This is a genomic window from Pseudoalteromonas thalassia (assembly GCF_049257215.1).
Lineage (GTDB): Bacteria > Pseudomonadota > Gammaproteobacteria > Enterobacterales > Alteromonadaceae > Pseudoalteromonas > Pseudoalteromonas lipolytica_C.
In genome coordinates this window covers 87673-105674 of record NZ_JBMMUE010000014.1, presented here as the reverse complement: position 1 = coordinate 105674, position 18002 = coordinate 87673, and the positions used below count along the sequence as shown (strand labels likewise).

16 protein-coding genes are annotated in these 18002 nt (G+C 43.6%); 9 read left to right on the top strand and 7 right to left on the bottom strand.

All coding sequences use genetic code 11. The features are described 5' to 3' along the window. The first annotated feature begins 34 nt into the window (after positions 1 to 34). From AAEU31_RS16005 to AAEU31_RS15995, 3 genes are read left to right on the top strand one after another with little or no spacing between them, the layout of a single operon-like run. Positions 35 to 1201: an efflux RND transporter periplasmic adaptor subunit gene (locus tag AAEU31_RS16005; RefSeq protein WP_135922858.1), complete on the top strand. Its 1167-nt coding sequence runs from the start codon at positions 35 to 37 to the stop codon at positions 1199 to 1201. Continuing rightward, a complete protein-coding gene (locus tag AAEU31_RS16000; RefSeq protein ID WP_421967721.1) occupies positions 1201 to 1908 on the top strand; it encodes an ABC transporter ATP-binding protein in 708 nt (235 codons plus the stop codon). Before AAEU31_RS16005 ends, AAEU31_RS16000 begins: the two co-directional genes overlap by 1 nt. Then, the gene (locus AAEU31_RS15995) at positions 1901 to 3139 is read left to right on the top strand and encodes an ABC transporter permease (RefSeq protein ID WP_421967720.1); all 1239 of its coding nucleotides are present in this window, start codon (positions 1901 to 1903) and stop codon (positions 3137 to 3139) included. The genes AAEU31_RS16000 and AAEU31_RS15995 overlap by 8 nt, the downstream gene beginning before the upstream one ends. On the opposite strand, the gene AAEU31_RS15990 is transcribed toward AAEU31_RS15995, so the two are convergent. Further along, the gene (locus AAEU31_RS15990) at positions 3140 to 3463 is read right to left on the bottom strand and encodes a Bor/Iss family lipoprotein (protein ID WP_135922860.1); all 324 of its coding nucleotides are present in this window, start codon (positions 3461 to 3463) and stop codon (positions 3140 to 3142) included. It lies immediately after the preceding gene. Continuing rightward, the gene (locus AAEU31_RS15985; RefSeq protein WP_135922861.1) at positions 3460 to 3774 is read right to left on the bottom strand and encodes a Bor family protein; all 315 of its coding nucleotides are present in this window, start codon (positions 3772 to 3774) and stop codon (positions 3460 to 3462) included. The genes AAEU31_RS15990 and AAEU31_RS15985 overlap by 4 nt, the downstream gene beginning before the upstream one ends. 175 nt (positions 3775 to 3949) lie before the next feature. Between AAEU31_RS15985 and AAEU31_RS15980 the strand changes: the two genes are divergently transcribed. From AAEU31_RS15980 to AAEU31_RS15970, 3 genes are read left to right on the top strand one after another with little or no spacing between them, the layout of a single operon-like run. Further along, positions 3950 to 4804: an endonuclease/exonuclease/phosphatase family protein gene (locus AAEU31_RS15980; protein ID WP_235382568.1), complete on the top strand. Its 855-nt coding sequence runs from the start codon at positions 3950 to 3952 to the stop codon at positions 4802 to 4804. Then, complete coding sequence (locus tag AAEU31_RS15975; RefSeq protein ID WP_135922863.1) at positions 4801 to 5175, top strand: YfeK family protein; 375 nt, start codon at positions 4801 to 4803, stop codon at positions 5173 to 5175. Before AAEU31_RS15980 ends, AAEU31_RS15975 begins: the two co-directional genes overlap by 4 nt. Before the next feature lie 29 nt (positions 5176 to 5204). After that, a complete protein-coding gene (locus AAEU31_RS15970; protein WP_421967719.1) occupies positions 5205 to 5882 on the top strand; it encodes a nitroreductase family protein in 678 nt (225 codons plus the stop codon). Here AAEU31_RS15970 and AAEU31_RS15965 read toward each other — a convergent pair. Genes AAEU31_RS15965 through AAEU31_RS15955 form a run of 3 tightly spaced genes read right to left on the bottom strand, consistent with a single transcriptional unit; the run spans position 5875 to position 10522 of the window. After that, positions 5875 to 6936: an efflux RND transporter periplasmic adaptor subunit gene (locus AAEU31_RS15965; protein WP_421967718.1), complete on the bottom strand. Its 1062-nt coding sequence runs from the start codon at positions 6934 to 6936 to the stop codon at positions 5875 to 5877. The genes AAEU31_RS15970 and AAEU31_RS15965 overlap by 8 nt on opposite strands. Next, positions 6926 to 10213 (bottom strand): efflux RND transporter permease subunit, encoded by a 3288-nt coding sequence (locus AAEU31_RS15960; RefSeq protein WP_421967717.1) that lies wholly within the window; start codon positions 10211 to 10213, stop codon positions 6926 to 6928. The genes AAEU31_RS15965 and AAEU31_RS15960 overlap by 11 nt, the downstream gene beginning before the upstream one ends. 3 nt (positions 10214 to 10216) lie before the next feature. Then, positions 10217 to 10522 (bottom strand): ArsR/SmtB family transcription factor, encoded by a 306-nt coding sequence (locus AAEU31_RS15955; RefSeq protein WP_054554407.1) that lies wholly within the window; start codon positions 10520 to 10522, stop codon positions 10217 to 10219. A gap of 133 nt (positions 10523 to 10655) precedes the next feature. On the opposite strand from AAEU31_RS15955, the gene AAEU31_RS15950 reads away from it, so the two are divergent. The 3 genes from AAEU31_RS15950 (at position 10656) to AAEU31_RS15940 (ending at position 13043) form a co-directional block, all read left to right on the top strand. Continuing rightward, positions 10656 to 10844 (top strand): YgaP family membrane protein, encoded by a 189-nt coding sequence (locus AAEU31_RS15950; protein WP_054562832.1) that lies wholly within the window; start codon positions 10656 to 10658, stop codon positions 10842 to 10844. Position 10845: 1 nt separating this feature from the next. Further along, positions 10846 to 11190: a rhodanese-like domain-containing protein gene (locus tag AAEU31_RS15945; RefSeq protein WP_063702368.1), complete on the top strand. Its 345-nt coding sequence runs from the start codon at positions 10846 to 10848 to the stop codon at positions 11188 to 11190. 62 nt (positions 11191 to 11252) lie between these two features. Then, the gene (locus AAEU31_RS15940; protein ID WP_421967716.1) at positions 11253 to 13043 is read left to right on the top strand and encodes an alkaline phosphatase D family protein; all 1791 of its coding nucleotides are present in this window, start codon (positions 11253 to 11255) and stop codon (positions 13041 to 13043) included. Here the strand turns inward: AAEU31_RS15940 and AAEU31_RS15935 are convergent. Further along, complete coding sequence (locus AAEU31_RS15935) at positions 13040 to 13582, bottom strand: PH domain-containing protein (RefSeq protein WP_138558501.1); 543 nt, start codon at positions 13580 to 13582, stop codon at positions 13040 to 13042. The two genes, AAEU31_RS15940 and AAEU31_RS15935, sit on opposite strands and share 4 nt — an antisense overlap. Positions 13583 to 13681: 99 nt before the next feature. Continuing rightward, a complete protein-coding gene (pulA, locus tag AAEU31_RS15930) occupies positions 13682 to 17998 on the bottom strand; it encodes a pullulanase-type alpha-1,6-glucosidase (protein WP_421967715.1) in 4317 nt (1438 codons plus the stop codon). Positions 17999 to 18002: the final 4 nt, after the last annotated feature.

Sequence of the window (18002 nt, the reverse complement as noted above, 5' to 3'; positions counted from 1 at the left end):
GCAATATGCCGCTCTTAACCACCAAGGAAGTAACATGAAAAAAGCCATTATTATTGGCCTAGCTGTTACGGCATTTGTCGCTTTACTAGTATCAAAGCAAGTCACAGGCAATAAAGATGCACCAGAAATGCATATTGCAGAAGTTGAGCAAGGTAATATTGCCGATTCAATTTTAGCCTCTGGTAACCTAGTCTTTAACACCCAAGTGCAACTGCGCTCAGAAGTGACCGGCCGTGTTGCGAAAGTGTTTGTAGAAGAAGGCGAAAGTGTCACTGAGGGCGATATTCTTATGCGCCTAGATACCACAGCGTTTGAATCTGAAGTTGCCCGCAACAAAGCCGTGCTTCGTGCGACCGAAATCGATATTAAGCATAGCGAAACTCGCTTGAAAAATATCGAGCGTCAATTAAGCCGCCAAAAAGAGCTTTATGAAGTTGGCCTTGCTGGCCAAGAAGTGTATGAAAACCTACAAAATGCCCGCGATTTAGCAAAAATAGATATTGAAGCAAAACGTGAAGCTTACAACCAAGCCCAAGCATCGTTACTAATTGCTGAAGACCGTTTAAATAAAAGCGTGTTTCGCGCTCCAATGAGTGGCCTACTTGCTTCGGTCAATATTAAAGAAGGTGAAACTGTTATTGCGGGAACAACTAACATTATTGGCTCAGACTTGATGTTAGTAGCAGACCCTAGCGCAATATTAGCCGAGCTTCGAGTGGATGAAACCGATATTGCCGGTATCAAACTAGACCAACATGCAGACATCTATGCCGCCGCTTACCCTAATCAACCTTTCACTGGCAAAGTAATAAACATTGGCACATCGGCAAAAAATCAAGCAGGTTCACAAGGCTTATCATTTAAAGTTAAAGTACTGCTTGATGCCACTGACCGCCAACTTTATGCCGGAATGAGCTGCCGCGCAGAGATCGCTACCAGCATTGCCGAAAATGGCTTAAAGCTGCCTATTGAAGCTATTCAAAAAGAGGATGATAGCTACTTTGTTTGGAAGCTTAACGCAGATAACACAGTAACTAAAACAGCGGTAACGGTAGGTATTTCGTCAGATATCGAACAAGCACTAACCAGTGGAGTTGCAAAGGGTGACCGTATTGTTATCGGCCCCGCTAGACCACTTAGCTCACTAAAAGAGGGTGATACGGTAGCCGTTAAAAACAGCCCTGAAAAAGGTGCTAGCTAATGTCTGCGGTGATCAAACTCTGTAATATCAATAAACAATACAAAATGGGCGAACAAGTTTTCAAAGCCCTTGATGATATTAATATTGAAATTGCTCAAAATGAGTATGTTGCCATCATTGGTCCTTCGGGCTCTGGTAAATCAACCCTGATGAACTTGCTTGGCTGTTTAGATACTCCCACCAGTGGTGACTACTATTTAAAAGATAAGCTAGTAAAGCGCATGACCGAAACGGAGCTTGCTCATCAACGTAATGAAAGTGTTGGCTTTATTTTTCAAAGTTTCAATTTATTACCACGAGCATCCGCCCTTGAAAATGTCATGCAGCCCTTAGTGTATCGATTTATTGCTGCCAAAGAGCGAAAGCAACAAGCGCTCGAATCATTACAACGGGTTGGCCTTGGCGATAAGGTAAACCACCTTTCGAGCCAGCTATCTGGTGGCCAACGTCAACGTGTTGCGATTGCTCGCGCATTGGTTACTAAGCCCCACATTCTACTTGGTGATGAGCCTACCGGTAACCTAGATAGTAAAACCACCACTGAGATCATGGCGCTGTTTGATGAGCTTCATAACGAAGGGCACACCATTATTTTGGTTACTCACGAACAAGATATTGCTGATCACTGCCAACGGGTTATTCGTTTGGTTGATGGCAAGGTTGTTAGTGATACCCGTAAAGGCGAAGGAGAAAAACAAAATGTTTAAATCTGCTATCGCTGTTATGGAAGGCACTAAAGCGGCGCTGATGGCAATTAAAGCCAATGCAATGCGCAGCGCCCTTACCTGCTTAGGCATAATTATTGGTGTTGCAGCGGTTGTGACCGTAGTGGCAGTAATGCAAGGGTTTACCAAGCAAATTAATGATCAGCTTGCTGATATGTCTCCCGATGTCACCAATATCAAGCCTTACACTAGCGTAGAAAAAGAAATGGTAGGCCAACAAGCAAAGCTAACCTACAGCGACTTTTTAACCCTAAAAGCACGCGTTAAAGAAGCCGAAACCTTTACTGCGCTGATGTTTACTTGGCGCTTTTCTGGTGCAGCAGAGTATGGCAATAAAAGTCATGCTTCACGGGTAATGGGCACCGAACAAGACTACCAAAAAGCTTACCGCACCTACCCAGAACTCGGCCGATTTATTCGCGCAGAAGATGATGAAAAACGCCGCCGAGTGGCGTATATAGGCCCTTCAATTATCGAAAAGCTTAACCTACCTGAAAACCCCGTAGGTGAATATATCAAACTCGGTGGTGAGTGGTTTCGCATTATTGGTGTTGCTGAAAAACAAGGTAGCTTCTTAGGTTTTGACCAAGACGATTACATTAATATTCCGATAAGTACCATGAGTGCGCTAGAAGGCGGCAGTGTTGATACCAATGTGCAAATGATGTTTCGTTTAAAAGACGATGCTAACGAAGCGCAAGTAATGGCTAAAATTCGCCGCATCTTACGTCAATTACATAAACTGAAAGACGGTGAAGATGACGACTTTGAATTTCAAACCGCCGAAAAAGCCCGTGCTAATATCGATAAATTTACTGGAAGTGCTACCGCAATTACCGCGGGGATCGTAGGTATTAGCCTCGTAGTTGGTGGTATTGGTGTGATGAATATCATGCTGGTTTCGGTAACAGAACGTACGCGTGTGATCGGCACCTTGAAAGCATTAGGGGCAACACCTGGCTTTATTATGCTGCAATTTTTAGTTGAAGCTGTGGTGCTATCACTTTTTGGTGGTTTAATTGGTTTAGCGATAGGGTATGGTGCTGCGGCACTAATTTCAGTGTTAGTGCCGAGCATGCCAGATGCCTACATACCGGGTTGGGCGATTATGCTGTCATTTGGCTTTACTTCATTGATTGGTATTGTGTTTGGCTTAGCGCCCGCTATTAAAGCGGCACGCTTAAACCCAATTGATGCACTACGTTATGAATAACTAGTCTGGCTTATAAGGTACTTGAGCACAGCTTATTTCTACTGTTTTCGGGTACCAAATAGGCCCAACTTGGTTTACTGCAACTTCAGCTAAACCATTGGTGAACGACTTATAAGTGTGAACGGTTTGCCACTCAGAGTCTGGGCACTCTTCAGATAGGTCGACAGGCTTTGAACCTTCGTAAAGCGCCGCGGCAAAGTTATGATGCCATTGCTCTGTCGCAGGTGCTTTATTAGCTTGAGCAGCACTGCCATTATCAAAGTAGATATTTGTGCAACCACTTAAGGTTGCCACTAACACAGCTGTTACTAGTAGGCTTTTCATAGTTGTTGCTCCTGTGCTTGTTGCTCACACCATACTTTTACTGTGTGAGGAGCATAAATTCCGAGAGTGACTAACCCTAGTGCACCATCTACAACTGTTTGTTGTGACTGCATTTGGGCAACTTTTTTATCTTGGCAAATAGCCTTAACATCAACACGCTCTTCACCAACGAGGCCCCACAAAAAGAATGGGCGACTATCTTGGTAATCAGCTTTAGTGGCTAATTTATTAGTTGTTTTTTCTGGCACTATGGTGACTGATGAACACGCTGTCACCGATAAGGCAAGCAGCATACAGGCCATTTGTTTCATGAGTAGTTCCTTTGTCTGAGTTGTTAAGCTCAGTAAGTATAAGAACATGAGTACTTGTTTTGGGTAAGAAAGCGTATAGAAATTGTAGAAAATACTACAGTTTCTAACATTTAGTCTTTGAACTAAACTGGGGCTAACTAAGACTAATTCTTAAGAAAAGTAAATAAAGGTCATTATGACGTCATATCTGCGTATATTTTTATTACTTGTGTGCTTGGGTGCACTGTCTTGGTATAGTTTTTCAAGCGGTCCTAGCTCAGATGAGCAGCAAGGTATAACCAAAACCGCTGTGGACCTTGCTAATTGCCAACAGCAGTTAGCACAAAGTCGCATGCAAACTTACGCTGAACATTATATCCTGCCTTATCAGTTCAAATTATTGAGTTGGAATATTTACAAAGCACAAATAGATGGCTTACTCACAGATTTGCAAAAGCTAAATGACAATGCAGATATAGTGTTACTGCAAGAAGCTATCGAAGAGCCTGCGCTTACAAAGCTCAAACCTTACTGGCGCTTTGCTAAAGGCTATAAGAGTGGCGGCGTGCAATCAGGGGTTATGACACTCAGCCGCTGGCCTGCCGCGGTGCATTGCACCCTCACCCATGTTGAGCCTTGGCTACGTAGTCCAAAAGCCACTAATATCGTTGAATATGCGCTGCCAGATCAACAGTTATTGCTGAGCATTAACCTGCATGGCATCAACTTTACTTTTGGCGTTAGTGACTTTAAACAACAGCTCGACGATGCAGCTAGTATCATGCGCATGCACAAGGGACCTATCGTATTTGCCGGTGATCTCAATACCTGGAGTGATGAACGCCAAGCTTTATTACAGCAAACATTAACCCAACTAGGTTTACACGAAGCTATCTATTTAGATGATAAACGTACCAAAGCATTTGGATTAGCGCTTGACCAAGTATGGGTTCGCGGTGTCAAAATAGAAACAACCGTTGTGCCTGAGCTTGCAAGCTCTGATCATAACCCAATTATTGCAACCCTGACGATAGAGCATCAAACGCTATGAGATTATGTATAAAAGAATATTGGTTAATCGCGTTAATGTTATTGAGCATTAGCCAATTCAGTTATGCAGCAACCCCAGAACAAGAGATAAACCACCTTATTGATTTTGTTGCTAAAAGTGACGCCATATTTATTCGCAACGGCACAGAGCACTCAAGCGAAGACGCTGCCGAACATCTTGCTATGAAATATCGAAAAGCAACCCGCTATGCAAAAACCGCCGAAAAGTTTATCGAAAATCTGGCGAGCAAAAGCTCATGGAGCGGTAAGCCTTATAAAGTAAGACTCAGCAATGGGTCGTTACTCAATGCAAAAGATTGGTTAAGCAATGAATTAAAAGAGTACCGCCGAAACCAACATATTCATAATTAAAATCATCAATACACAAGAAGCGAAAAGCCATGCAAGAACACAAAAACCAACCACTCAATGACTTTATTGAGTACCCTCATGACGAGATGCTTAAACGCGCCGAAGAGTTTTTAGCCGTGAGTCAGCGTCGCCACAGTATTCGCAGTTTTAGCGACCGCCCAGTGCCAAAAGAAATAATCGAAACCTGTATTAAAGCGGCAGGCACTGCACCGAGTGGTGCCAATCATCAACCTTGGCACTTTGTAGCAATACATAGTAGCGATGTGAAAAAACAAATTAGAGAAGCAGCTGAAAAACTAGAGCGTTCATTTTATGAAGGTCGCGCAGGTGAAGAATGGTTAGATGCCTTAAAACCACTTGGCACAGATGCCAGTAAGCCCTACCTTGAGCATGCACCTTGGCTCATTGCCGTGTTTAGTAAAAAGAAAGGCGGTATTTCTGCCGATGACAAAAATACCAATTACTATGTGCATGAATCTGTTGGCCTAGCAACCGGCTTTTTAATTCAAGCACTACACAGAGCTGGCCTTGCCACCCTCACGCATACACCAAAGCCAATGAGCTTTTTAACCGAAATTTGTGGCCGCGATAAAGATAATGAGCGCCCTTACATGCTGCTTATTGCAGGCTACCCAAGCACAGATGCAACCATCCCTGAGCATGCCTTAGTGAAAAAGTCGCTGGACGAAATAGCGACCTTTATTTAGTTTTAAAATCAACAGCCAGCACATCCCCCGGGTTTAAACCTGAAACGATGTGCTGCTGTCCATCGACCATTTCGCCAAGGCGTACGTAGCGGCGCACTATCTGATTATTTTCAAGTAAATAGACCATGCTCAATTGGCCATATTGATGCACCCAGCTTGACTCAATCAATACCCCTTTTTCAGTAGCGAGCGGTAATTGTAATTGTGCATAAAGCCCAGGCATTAACCCAGTTTGGGCATCTGTTTCTAAACGGATTTCCATACTACGCGCAGCACTATCAGCAACCGGCACGATTTCTGTCACCGTGGCAGGCATTGATATTGATAAAGCGGGTAATTTGACTGTTAGAGTTTGGCCAACATTCAGCTTAATTGCTTGTTGTTCTCTGACATTAAATGCTAATTGCAATTGTTGTGGGTTATACAGTGCGAGTAATGGCGTGCCAGGAGTTGCGGTATCGCCGGGCTCTGCAAAACGCTCAACCACAACACCTGAAATCGGCGCTTTAATTTGCGTAAAACTCAGTGCAACTTGCGCTTGTGTTTGCTGCTGTTTAGCAATCGCTAGGTTCGCCGTTAAATTATCGAACCTTGCTTTTGCATCGTCGTATTCGCTAACAGATACCAAACCTTGCTTGTATAAATCGTTAATACGCTTTAGTTGTTTCTCTGCTTGAGTTAGCGATGCATTAATTGCATTTATTTGTGCTTCGCTTTGAGCAAGCCCAGCTTTAAAGTCATCTTGCTGCAAGGTAATTAGCACATCACCTTGTGTTACGGTATCGCCAGCGCGTACATTTAAACGCTCAACTTGTGCCATAACCCGTGAAGAGATTTGCGTATTTTGTTTGGCAATCACAGTGCCCGGTACAACTTCATCACGCGCAATATCTGCCAATGTTACAGTGACTAACTGACCAGTGTAATCATTTGCTGATGGATTTTTCATGCCTGCAGCTTGCTTATCAGAGAAACTGCCCGCCATGTAAAGTACCGCCACAATAATCACTGATAACGCGATAATTGAACCAATAAGTTTCGATTTACCCTGCATGAGCTTGTTCCTCTTTGGCTGCATCCTTTGCAAACACTAAATAATAAACCAGCGGCACAACAAATAATGAGAACAATGTTGATGCCACAATACCAAAAATAATTGCGATCGCTAGACCGCTAAATACCGGGTCTAAGGTGATCACCAAGTTACCTAATAAGGTGGTTCCCGCTGTCAGTAACACAGGGCGCATACGCACCGTACCTGCGGCAATCAAAGCTTGCTTAATTGCCATACCTTGACCGCGAGCTTGATTAATAAACTCAACTAAAATAAGTGAGTTACGAACCACAATACCGGCAAGTGCAATCATGCCTATCATGGCTGTTGCTGTGAATAACACCGGCTCAGGAGCACCAGCAATGCTGCGCTCTCCAAATTGATTTAATAGCCAAAAGCCCGGCATGATCCCTATTACGGTTAATGGAATAGCCGACATGATGATCAGTGATAAACTCGCTGAGTTTGTTTGAATGCGTAAGATGATGAAAATTGCAGTGAGCGCAAACGCAAAGGCAATCCCCATATCTCTAAATACATCAATGGTAATTCGCCATTCACCTTCACCACTAAAGGTCAGGTCAGTGCCAGCAGGTAATTGCCAAGCTTGGCTACCACCATTATTGAAAAAGTGCCTACTTTGCCAATCAGTTTGGCTAAATTCGTCAGCACCGATGCCTAAGTCGGCATTGACGTCAGCAATAATTTCAGCAGGGGTACGACCATTTAGCTCAGCCATAACATATACAACATTACGCTGATCTTTACGCATAATTGGCTTGGCAACATCTTGATGCTGAAATTCACCTAATTCAGATAACGCCACCAGCGGACGCGGCGCACTTTGCAATCCAAATTCATCACTGGTTTTTGCAAGTTCCCTATCACCACGAACTTGTAATGCCAGTAATTGAGCAAATTGGTTACGGTCTTGATATGGTAGTTGCAGTTTAATATCAACAGGATCTGTTTCGCCGCTAACATATAACACCCCAACATTTTGCCCATGCGAAGCAATGGCTAAGGTCTGGGCAATATCTTGCGTAGACACTGCCGACAATGACGCTTTACTTTTATCGGTAACAAAACGCTGTAAGGGCGCATTGACAGCAATACTGGTATCAACTTCAACCACATGCGGCTCTTGTTTTAACCTAGCTGCAACAGCAAGGGCTGCTTGATAGTGCGTGTCTGTATCAACAAATGGCTCACTGTAAACCTCAGCCACTAAGGTACTTAAAACAGGCGGACCCGGTGGCACTTCAACCACTTTAATTACAATGCCATCGGTTGCCAGTGGCGCTAATGCGGCACGCAAGCGCATGACCACGCCATGAGATTGATGATCACGCTCAGTTTTATCAAGCAGTAATACTCTGAGTTCAGCTAAATTAGCAGCTTCACGTCGATAATAACCACGCACCATACCATTAAAGTCCATGCTTGATGGCTGACCAACGTAGGCTGCCGCCTCGCTTACTTCATTTAATTGCCAAGTGATAGTTTGTACTTTTCGAGTAAAAGCGGCGGTTTGCTCAAGGTTCGTGCCTTCTGGCATATCGATTAAAACTTGTAACTCGTTTTTATTATCAAACGGTAATAGCTTTAAAGGTACTGCACGCATTACGGGTAACATGGCACTTGCGACAAACAAAGCTAATGTGGTCCATAGAACGAGTTTGGCACGGCCTTTAGACTCAAGTAATGGTGATAATATGCGCTCGTATAAGCTATGCGGATTGGCTTCTAGTTGCATGCTGTCATCAACTGGCGCTTTCAGTAATTTCATAGCCAACCATGGCGTGACAAAAAATGCCACTATGGTTGAAACCATTACACTGACCGGTACATTGAATGCCATCGGTGCCATATACGGCCCCATCATGCCGGTGATAAACGCAAGTGGAATAAACGCCACCATAATGGTCAATGTTGACATAAACAGCGCCACACAAATTTCGCTCATGGCATCAACTATGCTTTGTTTTTTATCGCCTTTTTTCGTTAAAAAGCGACTTATGTTGTCTATCCCCGTGATCGGATCATCAACCAATAAACCTAAAGAAAGTATTAGTGCAAACAGTGTGACTCGGTTAATTGTATAGCCAAAGGCAAAATCAAGTGTCAGGGTAATGCCGTAGCAAATAGGTACTGCTAAACCAACCACAATTGCTGGTCGCCAACCTAAAAATACGCCAACAAAAATAACCACGGTAAATACCGCAAACACTAAGCTCGAGGTAAGGTTATTTACTTTTTCGTTCGCTGTTTGGCCATAGTCACGCAGTTCGGTGTAGCCCACTTCATCTGGTAGTAGATTAGCCGATAAGCTATCCATCATGCTGTGCACTTCATTGGCTACAGCTACCGCATTGGTACCTGCTTGTTTAGCGACACTAATAGTGACTAAAGGAAGTTGTTGCTGATTATCTGATTTAGCCAACCATTGATAACTTTGTGCTTCGCTTGGCCCATCACTCACCTGGGCCACATCACTTAGGTAAACACTCTTACCATTAACCACATTGACAACAAGCCGTTCAATGGCAGATTGAGAGCGTAAAACATCACCCACTTGTAAGGCAATTTGCTGCTTCCCCTCAACAACACTGCCCACATTCACTAATTGGTTAGATACGCTAAGCGCATAATACACATCGGTTAATGTTGTTTGATGTGCAGCAAGGGCACTTGCATCAAGGTTAATCGTTAATTGACGAGTTCTACCTGCAATCACTTTCACTTCGCTGGTATTTTCGATGCGCTGTAAACTGTTAGCGATTTCGTTAGCAAAGCGGGTTAGTTGATAATCATCGTAAAGTTTTGGATCTTTACTAAATAAGCCCAACATCACAATGGGTACATCGTTCACTTCAACCGGACGAATTTGCCATGAGCTGATCACTGACGCCATCGTGTGTTGATAACTATAGAGTTTAGCGTAAGTGTCGAGGATGGCTTGCTCACGGTCGTGACCAACTTCAAAGCGAAGAGTGACAACAGCAGCATTACTTTGTGTACTTGAGTAAATATGCTCAACGCCCGTCAATTGCGCTAATAACTTCTCCAATGGTTCAGTTACCAGCCTAGCTACTTCTGGCGCTTCGACGTTTGGTGCTGCCACATAAATATCAAGCATTGGAACCACAATTTGCGGTTCTTCTTCACGGGGTGTTTGCTTTAATGCCATTAGGCCAAGCAGCACAGACATAATAAAAATAATGACAGGGAGGCGGCCGCTCAAGCTGTTTTTTACTGCATTATCGATAGCATTCATTGCTTAATTACCTTTGCAAAATAAACCATATAGGGTTGCTAAGATCGATACTACGTTTTCATCCACCACGCGATAATAGATGGTTTGGCTTTCGCGTCGAGTCGCGACTATCTGAGCTTTTCTTAGTGCCGCTAAGTGTTGCGATAATGCTGACTGCGCCAATGGCACAGCTTCGTTTAATTCGCTCACGCTCATTTCACCATCTTGCAGCGAACATAAGATCATCAAGCGATTTTTATTCGCCAATATCTTTAGCATTTGCTCTGCTTGTTCCACATTGTCGGCCATAGCCGCAAAATCGATGTTCATAATCACACTACTCTATATTCTTAAAATACCGCTAAAGTATAGATTGATATATTAGAAAAGTCTAATATTAGAATTTACTAATGTAGTATTATCTAATATATTAAATACATCACTCTGTTATCGAGGTCTTTTTATGAAACTAAATGACGCGCTTCGCCTAATTGCTGGTGTAATGATCTGTATTTCATTGTTGCTACAACAGTTTCACAGTCCGCTGTGGATTTGGTTTACGGTATTTATTGCTCTAAACTTAATTCAATCGGCATTCACGAAATGGTGCCCAATGATCACCATTTTACGCAAACTTGGCATGGAGGATTAGTATGCTGACACCAATTCCTGACTTAATGAAAATTGTTGCCCCAAACCAGCGCCGCATTAGTGCTGACCAAGCAAAACAAGAATTAAGCGAAAACCACGGTTTATTAATAGACGTACGTGAGCCTGCTGAACACGCCACTAAAGCAGCAACAGGTGCAATTAATATCCCACGCGGTGTACTTGAAATGAAATTAATGGAAATTGAAAAAGATCCTGCAAGACCCATTTACTTACACTGTGCAAGTAGTGCTCGTGCCACACTGAGTGCCGAAGCTCTGACTCGTGTTGGCTACGAAAATGTCACTGTAATCACTTGTAATGCAGAACAAATTTGTCAGGTGTTTTAACTTCATAGAACAGTAACACTGGTCGGATAAGCTCGTACTTTTCTACTTATAGGTACAGAGCAATGACTTTTACACGCAGACGCTTTTTAAAAGCATCGGCGGCTGGTTTTGGAGCCGCCGTTTTATCTTTCGGTTTAACGGGCTGTAGTCTTAATGACGATGATGACGAAACCACAAAGCAAATCCCTGTCAGCTTTGATCACGGTGTTGCCAGTGGCGACCCGCTCGCTGACAGTCTCATTATTTGGACTCGCATAACACCACTTGAAAACGTCACGAGTGTTAACGTTGTTTGGCAGGCCTCAACCGATGCTAACTTCACAACCATTAGCCATGATGGCGAAACACAGGTAAGCGATGCAACCGACTTCACCTTAAAAGTTGATCTGCAAGGTCTCGATGCTAACACTACCTATTACTACCGCTTCATAAGTAATGGTAAAACCTCACCTACTGGAGCAGGTAAAACGCTTCCAACCGACAACATAGAACAAGTAAAATTTGCCGTTGTCTCTTGCGCGAACTATCCTGCTGGCTACTTCCATGTGTATGGTGAAATCGCAAAACAAACCGATTTAGATGCAGTACTGCACCTAGGTGACTACATCTACGAATATGGTAATACAGGTTATGCGACTGAAGATGCCGCCGAACTTGGCCGTTTATTACCTGATGACAATAGCGACGAAATCATTTCTTTAGCGGATTATCGCAAACGTTACGCCCATTATCGTAAAGACGAAAACCTACAAGCTGCCCATAGTCATTGTGCATTTATTACTGTTTGGGACGACCATGAAATAACTAATGATACATGGCGCAGTGGCGCTGAAAATCACAACGACGGCGAAGGTGAATTTAGCGAGCGCAAAATGCATGCGCTACAAGCCTACTTTGAATGGATGCCTATCCGTAATGTAGCCGATAAAGAACGTATTTATCGACGCTTCGAGTTTGGCAATTTAGTGTCGTTACACATGCTCGATACCCGTGTTTTAGCTCGCGACGAGCAAGTTAATTATGTAGATTTCGATTTAACCAGTAGCCAAGGACAAACTGACTTTGTTGCAGCAATTAGCTCACCGACTCGTGCTCTATTAGGGAATGAGCAACTTACATGGCTAACTGATGGTTTAACGACAGCAACAACACAATGGCAAGTACTTGGGCAACAAGTGCTGATGACCAAAATGCATTTGCCATTTGAGATTTTGCAGTTACTTATGAATATTCAAGTGACTCAAGCAAGCGGTGCTGACCCATCTGCATTACTTGCTCAAGCAAACACGTTATTTAGTGAGCTTGCGCAAATTAAAGGCCGTATATTAGCTGGCGATCCAACGGTTACTAGTGAGCAGCGAGCACGCGTAGAAACAACAGCGCCTTATAATCTTGATGCATGGGATGGCTATGCTTATGAACGTGAGGTAATACTTGGGACTGCAATTGCAGCGCAAAAGAACTTGGTGGTTTTAGCGGGTGATACGCATAACAGCTGGGCAGGACAATTAGTCACTGATGCCAGTAACCCTGTTTCTGCAAAAGCTGCAGCTGGTGTTGAGTTTGCCACATCTTCGGTTTCTTCTCCGGGTCTTGAGAACTACTTAGCGTTGAATACGCAACCGAGCGAAGCTGTCGCACAAATTGAGCAAGTTATTGCATTACTGGTTAACGACTTAGCTTACAACAATTTAGTGGAACGCGGTTACTTAACGGTCACCTTTACTCAACAGCAAGCACTAGCCCAGTGGCATTATGTAAGTAGCGTTAAAACAGCCGATTACACACTGCTTAGCGAGCGTCAAAAAGCGCTCAGCGTACAAGCTGGTAACCCTACTTTACAACTGGCTTAACGCTTTTCATCTAATAGCGTAACTAACATTTGCTCAATGTTTTTTACGCTATACGTAAGTGAACGCAGCAGTTCTAACTGACTATCTTCAGGTTTATGCTCAGCTTTAGCACTGCTGCTTTGCGTCATTTCATCTTTTTGCTTCAAGATTGCTTCGCGAAAGGCCTCTGCATCAACCACTCCGAGTAATGATACCAATGCACCTTGCCCTGATTGACCTGCCGTTTCAAAACTCAGTCGATAAAGACCAAATTGACGCATCAAAGGACCTTGGCTAAGTGCCACATCGGTTATTTTTTCAAGTGGGATCGATTTTTCTTCTTTAAAGAATACACCGCGTTTTACCACTAACTTACGCGTTAGCAACGTGGCTGACATCGCCGCTAAAATACGCCCTGCCACCAGCCAGATTATTAACGCAACAATGGGAATGAAAGGGATACCTACCATACTAATCACACAGGTAAAAATACCCAGTAATAACCAATACTGTTTTACTTTTGGATCAAAGCTGGCACTCAATAAACTGGTTTCTGTCATCATAGGCTCCTTGATAAGTAGTTATGACAATATACAAACTTTTCATTAAATACAAAAAAAGCCGAGCAAAAGCCCGGCTTAAGGGTACTGCAGGGAAAGCTACTCCACGGCTTCAACCGTCACTGTTAGTTTACTCAGATCAGGTCCTTGCACTGTAAAACGATAATCGCCAGCAGCTGCAATACTCAGAGCGATATTGGCGCCAACGGCTTCTAGTAAAGCGGCTTCGCCAAGTACAGCAACAGGGGCATCACCACTGCCGCCATAATCTACGGTACTCCAATCTTCAGAAGCGACTTTGAACTCATAATCACCTGCTTCTAATGTCATGGTGGTACTGTACATCGCATCACCAGCATAAATCAGTGGGTTATCTGTGCCCCAGCCATTAACGCTACCGCGTAAGTACACCTGAGTTGCGCCAAACATTTCTGCATTGAATACGCTCATGAGTGGCTCTTCAAGGTTGCTGGCATCAAACACAAACTGATATTGACCATCGCTTGCAATATCAATTGTCATGTTTGCACCTTTTACTGCGAGCAGTTTCTCTGTACCCACAGTGACTGCCGCGCTGCTTTCACCTGAGCCATAATCCACCGTACTCCAGTCTTCAGAGGCTACTTTGAATTCATAGCTACCCGCTGTTAGCTGTTTAGTGAAGGTATAAATACCTTTACCTTGATACATCAGCTCGTCACTGGTACCCCAATCATTTAAGCTACCGCGTACATAAATTGCAGTGCCAACAAATGGCTCTTCGTTATAAACCTTAAGTACTGGGTTATCGGTGTCTGTGGCATCGAATGAGAACACATAAACAGCATCCATTGCCGCCGTAAAGATCATATTGGCACCACTACGTGTTAGCGGCTCATCTTCACCTTCGATCACCTCAGCAACATCAGCAGAAAGCGCACCAAAATCAACGGTAGACCAATCTTCTGAAGCGACTTTAAACTCATAACTACCCGCTGTTAGAGGAATGGCAATTTTGTACTCGCCATTACCCACATATTCAAAGCTATTTGCCGTACCCCAGTCGTTTAACGAGCCACGAACATAAACCGTCGTGCTACCAAATGGTACAATATCTGGCGCCCCCACAGTCGCATCGGCACTTAGGCCTTCGCCTTGTGCATCAGCTTGTGGTTTCACAAACACAGCAACAGTATATGGCGGAACATTAAAGGTACCTTCGCCCTCACCAGCTATAAAGCTTGCCGCTGACATACTAGAGTCAACACTCGCTTTTAAAACAGGATGGAGCTCAAAACCCGCAGCCGTTGATACCGTATGCGATAAGCTTTGCTCAGTGCCGTTCATCACCACGACAATGGCATCGTATTGGCTATCTAGGTCAGTTAAACCAACGCCATCATCAATACTCATCACCACTAAACCTTGTTGTTGACGCTTACCAATATTATGGAAGCCAACGCGGTCTAAGATGTCTTGCTCTGTGGTTAAACTAAATAGTGGGCTGGCACTACGAATTGCTAAGAATTCAGTAAATACATTACTTGCGTACTCAATGTCGCTTGCCATCGCTTGTGCGTTAGGGTTTGCTGAAATAGGTGCTATTTCGCCCCACTTTGCTTGATTATCTTGTGCTGGTGGTAAACCTACATTCCAGTTATTGGTTTCTTTACTGAAATCAACAAAATTGAACCAATCACCAGAATCATAGCTGTTACGATCCATTGATTTAGAACGCAGCATATCAGCACCCATTTGCATAAATGGAATACCTTGGCTCATCAGCGGCATAGCTAAGGCCATATTGTGAACACGCACACGCTCTTCAATACTTAAGTTAGTTCCATGTTTATATTGCAGCTGATCCCACAATGTTTCGTTATCATGCTTAGAGACATAGTTAATGCTGTCAGCAGGGTCAAGTGCATAAGCCGCAGGCTGACCACTCCAACTAAAGCTACTGCCTTTTGCTGAATTACCTTTAAAGTCTTTCAGAATGTAGTTTTGTAAGTTACCTGCCAGTGATAAACGCAACGTATCTTGCTCAGATAAATTGCCATCTGTGGCATTATTGCTAAAGAATGCACCACCACGAATTGCTTCACGGATACGGTCATTAAAGGTGCCTACTTCAGTGCCTGCCATATCCATTTGTTTAGCTTGCACAAATAAACGGTTATCAGCGACTTCACCAAAGTTCCACCCTTCACCATAGAAGTAGGTATCAGGGTCAACCGCTTGCACTGCACTAAGTGCGGTCATAATTGATGCTTTTGGCATATGCCCCATCACATCAAAGCGGAAGCTATCGTAACCAAAATCACGGGCTAGAATCACCATAGAATCAGCAACAAACTTATCCATCATGACATGTTCTGTTGCTGTATTTTCACAACAGGTTGAGCGCTCAATATCGCCTGATGTTTCGTTATATCTGTGGTAATAACCTGGTACCAGTTTATCGAAGACTGATTTATCCCAAACACCTGATGAGGTAGTGTGGTTGTAAACAACATCAAGCACGACACGTAAACCAATTTCTTGTAAAGACTGGACCATCGCACGCGTTTCTTTAACTCGTGCAATACCTTCAGGCGATGAAGCGTAAGAGCCTTCAGGCGCAATAAAATGATGCGGATCATAACCCCAGTTAAAGCTATCAACACCACGCATTGCATTAGCAAGTGCTTGAGCATCATCAGAGCCAGGTAGGTAAGACGCCATTAAATCAACTATCAATGCACTCTTATCTTCGGTTTTACATGCATCGGCATCATCGTCAATGCGGCTACATAAATCACCTAAGGTTGCAGTAATATCAACACGCTGACTGGCATCTTCATCAATGGTGCCAATATCTGTTAGTGGCAGTAAATGGAAATGTGTCAAGCCATTATCTGCTAACTTTTTAAGATGTTGCATTGGTGCGCTATCAAGCTCAGTAAACGCTAAATACTTACCACGGTTTGCTTCACTGACTGTTTCATCACGCACACTAAAATCACGCACATGGCCTTCATAAATTACCGCTTGCTCAGGGTAATCAATCGTTGGCACCATACGCTCATCCCAGCCAGTCGGTTTAGTATCTTCATCATCAAGGTTAATTAGTTGGCTATATAAACCATTGGTTGAAACATTGAGTGAATAAGGATCTGTGCTCCATAAGCTTTCAATTTGCTTAGTCGTCGGATGATAAACATCAAACATAAAGCGGTAGTAATGGCGATCGTGACTAATATCGACATTGCTAGACCAAATACCCGTTGCGCTATCAAAGGTCATAGCAAGTTGTTCAAGCTCAGTTTTATTAGCATCATACAGCGCTAGTTTCATATTGCTGGCTGTAGGCGCCCAAACCGACACATCAATGCCATTATTGGCGTAATGCACACCAAGTTGTGCTTCATTAGCGTCACTTTCGCCACTGGTATATAAGTCATCGAGGGCTTTAGCGGTTTGCACATAGGTTGCTTCAATTAGCTTGCCATCAGCATCGTAGCCTGCCACAACTAACTGCTGTTTAATAAGCTCTTTTGCAGCGGCTGCATCCCAGCTACCTTGGTACGCATTCCATCCAGCAAGGTGTGGCACTTTAGCGATTTGTTCATCGCTCAAAGATGTCGATGTAAGCTCAACTACTTGACCATTTAACTCACCGGTATCTTCATCAACTTTTAAATCAGCACTGCTTGATGAGTGTAATTTAATGATACTTGTCAGCTCATTACTTGGCTGATAAATCACAGTAGATAAATCTATCCAATGCGCTGATGCACCAGAAATACTTACCGGACGCTCACCTAAGCTAACAATTGGATATTCAAATACTGATGGTTCACCATGAATGGTAAAGTTCATGCGTTGGAACTTTTCATCGTCCTGCATCAATGGCATTTTTAAATCAACATCACCAAACGCTTTGCCAGACCCTTCGGTACCAATATGCACGATGAAGTTAGCACACTCGTTGTAACCCTCTTTTAGTTTTACAATCCAGTACGCGCCATAGTTAGGGTCAATACCATCGTATTCATGACCATTTGCCCAATCAGTGGCATCAAACGGTGCTGCGTAAGAATCACAGTCATCGTTATTCCATGAGTGTAATCGATAGCCTTCGTAGGCATCGTCACTGGTGCGGTTATAGAATAAGATGGCTTCGTCATCAGCAGGGAAAACCACAGGATCAGGCAAAGTGGGATCAGCGCCTACTACGCAGCTCTCATTATTCTCATCGGGTACCGTTGGTGCCGGACAACTGATCGGTGGTGGATCAACACACTCAGTCCCTGCTTCATTGGGAACTTGCGGGACACTACAGGTCAATAATACTTGTCCTGAATCTATATCGTTACTTGCGCCACCACCACATGCAGCTAGCAATACCATGCTACATGCAATCAGTAAGCGGCTAAAATTAGCTATTATTTTCATATTT